Source organism: Kitasatospora sp. NPDC059327 (genome assembly GCF_042752535.1).
In the GTDB taxonomy this organism is placed as follows: Bacteria; Actinomycetota; Actinomycetes; order Streptomycetales; family Streptomycetaceae; genus Kitasatospora.
Genome location: NZ_JBHYYB010000204.1, coordinates 1 through 5,570, shown reverse-complemented (window position 1 = coordinate 5,570; position 5,570 = coordinate 1). Strand labels below are relative to the sequence as shown.

At 70.3% G+C, this 5,570-nt stretch carries 4 protein-coding genes; 3 read left to right on the top strand and 1 reads right to left on the bottom strand.

Translation table 11 applies throughout. The features are described 5' to 3' along the window. Positions 1 to 600: 600 nt before the first annotated feature. Positions 601 to 3,189 carry a Helicase associated domain protein gene (locus ACFXHB_RS44125; protein WP_380582797.1) on the top strand — a complete coding sequence of 863 codons (2,589 nt, stop codon included), beginning with the start codon at positions 601 to 603 and terminating at the stop codon, positions 3,187 to 3,189. 191 nt (positions 3,190 to 3,380) lie between these two features. On the opposite strand, the gene ACFXHB_RS44120 is transcribed toward ACFXHB_RS44125, so the two are convergent. Then, on the bottom strand, positions 3,381 to 3,644 hold the full coding sequence (locus ACFXHB_RS44120) for a hypothetical protein (RefSeq protein WP_380582795.1): 264 nt from the start codon (positions 3,642 to 3,644) through the stop codon (positions 3,381 to 3,383). A 62-nt stretch (positions 3,645 to 3,706) separates the two neighbouring features. On the opposite strand from ACFXHB_RS44120, the gene ACFXHB_RS44115 reads away from it, so the two are divergent. Both ACFXHB_RS44115 and ACFXHB_RS44110 read left to right on the top strand, forming a co-directional pair. Further along, complete coding sequence (locus ACFXHB_RS44115; RefSeq protein ID WP_380582793.1) at positions 3,707 to 4,528, top strand: hypothetical protein; 822 nt, start codon at positions 3,707 to 3,709, stop codon at positions 4,526 to 4,528. 142 nt (positions 4,529 to 4,670) lie between these two features. Continuing rightward, complete coding sequence (locus ACFXHB_RS44110) at positions 4,671 to 5,393, top strand: hypothetical protein (protein ID WP_380582791.1); 723 nt, start codon at positions 4,671 to 4,673, stop codon at positions 5,391 to 5,393. The last annotated feature ends 177 nt before the right edge of the window (positions 5,394 to 5,570 follow it).

Sequence of the window (5,570 nt, the reverse complement as noted above, 5' to 3'; positions counted from 1 at the left end):
GAGCGGGTCCCTCCAGGCCTTCGGCCCTCCGTTTCGCCACCGCCCTTCGGGCGGTGGGCGGACCCGCTCCGCGTGTCCGTGGCCTTCCCTTCGGTCAGGCCGGCCCGGCTCCGCTCGGGCCGGGCATCACTCCGCTCCGCTCCATGATGCCGGAGGGCTGATCCCAGTTCAGGCAGCTGAACTGGGATCATGGCTGAAGTCAAGACAGGCAGACTGAGGGGAGGGTGGGCGTCGGGGGCGCGTGCGGGTCGGCTTCACTCCCGCCGGATTGGTCTAGACCGTGGTCCAGGCCACCGTTTCGACTCCGCCGGCGGGTGGGGTGCGCTACCCTGACAGAGTGAGCGACGGCCCCCACTGTATCAGTCTTGAAGTGTCGGACGATCCCGCCGGAAGCGGGGTCCGAGTCCGCGTCTTTCGGGTATTCGCCGGATTCCATGACCGGTGGCTGATATCCTATCGAGTGGCCATCTCAATCGGGCTCGTATTCCGGTCGACTGGATTTCGTTGCCGGTTCGTCGAATGTATCAGTAGAGCACTGTCAGAATTTCCCGCTTGGTCCGGTGTGCGGGCTCGGGAATGGGTGAGGGGAGACACGTCTTCGTGAACGTCGTAAAGCCCGGCCTGATGGCCGCTCAGGCGGCCGTTGGCATCTCGCTGCGCGGGCACCAGGAGGAGGCCCTGGAGACCATCGTGCGGGGTCTCACCCCCCGTCCGGGGCAGTCGGCCCCGGACGGGCTGCGGGTGACCGTCCAGATGGCCACCGGGTCCGGCAAGAGCTACGTCGGGGCGGTGGCCGGCCAGAGGCTGGTGCCCCGCGGCGTGGTGCTGGTCGTGGTGCCGACGCTGGACCTGCTGGTGCAGATGATCGGCTCGTGGCGGGCGGCCGGGCGCTCCGGGGACATGCACGCCATCTGCTCCCTGGTCGACCGTGAGCTGCCGTACGGGGTGATGGCCTCCACCAGCCCGCGGGCGATCGGCATGTGGCTGTCCCAGGCCGCGAAGCACCGCCGACCGACCACCGTCTTCGCCACCTACACGTCCGTCAGCGCGGTCGAGGGCGCCTACACGTACTGGGCCGAGCGTCAGGGCGAGAGGCTGCCGCCGCTCGGGCTGATGGTCTGCGACGAGGCGCACCGGTCCTCCGGCAGCGTGGAGAAAACCTGGACCGTGGTGCACGACCAGGGCGCCATCCCCGCGGAGCGCCGGCTCTACATGACCGCGACCCCGCGGATCTGGGCGCCGCCCAAGCGTCCCGTGAAGACCCGCGAGGATGCCTACCAGCCGCTGCCGGAGGAACTGGCCGTGTCCATGGACGACCAGCGGATCTACGGCCCGCACGTCTACTCCCTGGGCCTCGCAGAAGCCATCGACCGAAAGCTCCTGGCCCCTTTCGAGATCGTGGTCCTGGAACTGCGCGACCCACACGGTGACCGGGCCGCTGCCGAGCGGCAGGGCGTGCCGTGGGGACCGGGCGTCGGCGAGGAGGAGGACGGCAGCGAGGACGAGGTGCCGGCCGAACGGATCGCGGCCATCCAGGCCGGGCTGGCCAAGACCGTCGTCGAGCGCGACCTCCAGCGGTGCATCACCTTCCACAACCGCACGATCGAGGCCCGCTACTTCTCCGAGACGCTGAACCAGACCGTCGAGAAGCTGCACTTCGAAAACCCCCAGAAATACCCAGCAGAATTCTGGGCGCAGTGGCTCTCCGGTGAGCACGACGTGGATTTCCGCAAGGAGGTCATCGGCGATTTTGGTAAGAGCGAGGAGGACGACGGCCTGAGGCACCGGGTCGTGTCCCAGTGCAAGGTCCTGGGTGAGGGTGTCGATATCCCGAACGCGGATTCGGTTCTCCTGCAAGGCAGGGGCAGCGTGGTGGATATCGTCCAGGCCATCGGCCGGGCCCTGCGCATGCAGCCCGGAGAGGGAAAGACAGCCAGCTTGATCGTGCCGGTCTTCCTCAAGCCCGGAGAGCAGCCCGGGGACATTCTGGAGTCCGATTCCTACGGTCCCCTAGTCAAGATCCTTACCGCGCTGCGCAGCCACGACGCGAAGGTGGTGGAGGCCCTCGCGGTGCCGCAGAAGTCCGGCAAGCGGACGACCGGGCGCAGCGCCGAGGCGGCTTTCGCCCCTGGTGAGGGCGGGTCTGGTACGGGCGGCGGGTCGGCGTTCACGCTGCCGGTGCGGTTCCAGACGCCGGTCGACGAGAACGTACTCGCCTTGTTCATCGCCTCAAGGGTGCTGGTCGGTGAGACGCAGCTGTGGCGTGAGGGAATCGGGCACGCACGGAAATGGTTCGAGGAGACCGGCGGCCTCGACGTTCCATATTCGGCGCTGGTCGGGGAGAACGGGAATTACCCGCTGGGAAAGTGGCTGTCGGACCGGCGGGGTGAGAATGCGAATGGTGAGCTGGCGTCATACCGGGTGGCGATGCTGGACGCGCTCGGCATGATCTGGTCCGTCTCTGACGCCAGGTTCGAGGCCGGCCTCGACTGGGCCAGGGTCTGGGCGAAGAGCCACAGCGGGAGCCTGGCGGCGCCGGCCCGCGCCTCCGTCGGCGGGTACGCCATCGGGACATGGCTGTCCGAACTGCGGGCCGCCGCCCAGGTACCCGCCGGGGACGCGGGCGCGCTCGCGCCGGAGCGGCGCCGGGCCCTGGAGGACATCGACCCCTGGTGGTGCCCGACCTGGCCGATCACCTGGCAGCGCGCCTACGCGGTCGCCCGGTCGTGGTGGCTCGACTCCGACGGCCGGGTCGACTGGACGCGGCTGCCGGCGGACACGGTGTTCGAGGGCGAGCAGCTCGGCCGCTGGGTCCAGGCGCAGCGCGCCGGCTGGCCCGGCCTGGAGGACGACCAGAAGGACCTGCTCGCCGCGGTCGGCATCGAGGCCGACGCCGAGCTGGTCGCCGCGAAGGCCGCCGCCGACGCGAAGCCGGCCGTGTCCCGCACCGACCGGTTCGCCCAGGGCCTGGCCGCCCTCGCCTCCTTCGTCGGACGCGAGGGGCACCCCCGGGTCCCCCGCCCGCACAAGGAACCGGTGGAGACCCTGGAAGCCGGCGACGGCGGCGAGGACCAGGTCGTGGTGTCGCACTTCGCCCTCGGTACCTGGTTGAACAACCAGAAGGCTCGCCGGGCGAAGCTGACGCCGGGGCAGCTCTCGCAGCTGGAGGCCTTGGGCGTTGCCTGGTAGGCCCGTACCGGCCGGGGCCGGTGCCCAGTTGAATGGCGCTGGGCCGATACCGCCTTAAGGAAGCCCTGCAGGCCGTCACCCCGTCGGGGCGGCGACCTGCAGGGCTGTTCTTGGTTGGCGGGTGTATGGCCAGCGTGCAGGGGAGGGCTAACCCCGGGCGAGGGCTCCTATCCGGCGGCAGGCGCCCGGGATCAGGTGAAGTAGGGGGCGAGGGCTGCGGCGGTGGCGGCGGCGAGGGTAAGGACGGCGGCGAACGCAGTGGCCGCGCGGGTAAGGGCGGCGGGGTAGGAGGCGCCGTCGAGGCGGGCGAGCTTGCCAGCCGCTGCGGCGGCGATCAACGCGGCCACGACGACCAGGGCGGTGGCGGTCAGGATGGTGAAGGCGGTGTACACGGTGAACCTCCGAGTGCTGGTGGGTGTTGACGCCTCGAAGGTCGCGCAGGCGGTGTTCGCCATGGTTCGGCCCGAACGATAATGAACACCCTTGAACACGCCGGAGCCGCAAAGGGGGCGGGCAGGTGCACGACGAGCAGGGCGAGCAGGTGGACGAGGGACCGGACGGTCGGGTGCGGGCGCACGCCGAGCTGGTCAAGCGTCTGGAGGACGTCTTGGCCAATGCCGGCCTGGCGAAGACCCAGCTCGCGGCCAGGACCAGGCTGGGCCGCACCACCGTCCAGAACGCCTTCACCACCAAAGGCGCGGTAGCGACCGCCGCCACCGTGGCCGCACTCGCCGGAGCCCTGCGCGTGGACGGCCAGGAGCTCCTCGACCTGCGTCGTACCGCCGCCGCGAATCCCCCCTCGTCGGCGGACAAGCCCTCACACGCGTCTGGCACTCCCCCGCACGAAAAGCTCGCATCCCCCGCACCCGCTGGAATCCCTGCGCAGCAGGCGGGTGCCCCGGCGGATGTGGCCGGGGACGCCCAGTCTGTTGTCGGCAACCGGGTCCAGAACAGCATCGTGGGCGGCGACATCTACCAGGTCGGCGGGGACATGACCGTGATCCACCAACCGGCCATAGCCGCGCCGGCCTCTCCCGCAGCACCGCTGGTAGAGGCGCAGCAGTCGGAGGAGGAAGCGGAGGCTGGCAACGCGATCCGGGACCTGCACCGCAGGCTGCTCGACATCGTCAACAGCTCCGGCATCTCGCCGCTCGACCTGTCTGAGCGCACCGGTATGAGCACCTCGGTAGTCGCGAGCGTTCTGAACAGCGTGATGGCTCCACGGTGGGAGGACGTCGTCGGCCTCCTTACCGCCGTCGGTCACGACCCCGCCGACGTCCACCCGCTCTGGGCCGCCGCCCACCGCACCACCGTTTTCGGACCGCTGATCCGGCGATAGGTGGTCGGGGCCCTGAGAAAGCACTGGAGGGCCGTCACCTGCGGGTGACGGCCTTCCGGCTTCTATCGTGTGGTGTGCCTTGGTGGGGTGGATTCCGCGGCTTCGAGGACACCGTGAGGTGCGGGCGTGGAGGATCGCCGGTATGGATGAGACGACCGTGGGCCAGGACCCGAAGACCGTGGAGAAGAGCTTGGAGGGCACGTTGCCGTGGCTGGTGCCGTCCGGCCTGGCCGCCGAGGCGCTCGCGGCGTTGGACCGGCCGCTGCTGGCCTGGATCCAGGACCCCGAGTACAGCGAGTTCGACTCGGCCGACTTCTACGCCGAGCACCGTGAGGCCGGCGACAAGCTGTCGAAGCTGGAGCGGCGGATCGCCGAGCTGCCGGTGCGCCAGTCCTGGCGGATGGAGCGGGTCTGGAGTCCGGACGAGGAGAGCAGTGAGGCATACGACGCGGCGTACGAGGAGGCGTCGGTGACGATCGGCGACCGCCGGCTGCACCCGAGGGACCTGGACGCCTACGCCACCATCGCCTTCGAGGTCGCCGGCCTGGACCGGGACGTCGAGGGCGGCTTCGACGACGACCAGGGCGAGGTGCCCGGCGAGCTGGACGCCGCGCTGGAGTGGGCCCGCGCCGGGGTCTGCGTGCTCCAGCAGTCCCTGCCCTGGCCGTTCACCGACGTCCTCCTCTACACCGAGCTCGACAACCGGCCCGCCCACCGGATCCTGTTCACCTACGCCGACCTGCTGCGCCGACGGGATCCAAAGGCGGCCGCGGCATGGTTCACCGCGCTGGTCTACCTCAACCCGAACGACAACATCGGCGCCCGGTTCATCGCCCCCGACGGCCCCTGGGACCGCCCGCTCTGATTGCCGGTGCTGTGGGAGGGGTGCCCGAGCCGTTGGCCGAGCACCCCTTCCGTTTGCCTGGGTGCAGGTGCCCCTGGATCGAGGGGGGACGACGCGCCGCCGAGACGGCGCAGGGGGCCGACTCCGGCTTCCTGACGGAACGGGCGCCGGTGGGTGGGCCGCGCTCGTGGAGGCCGG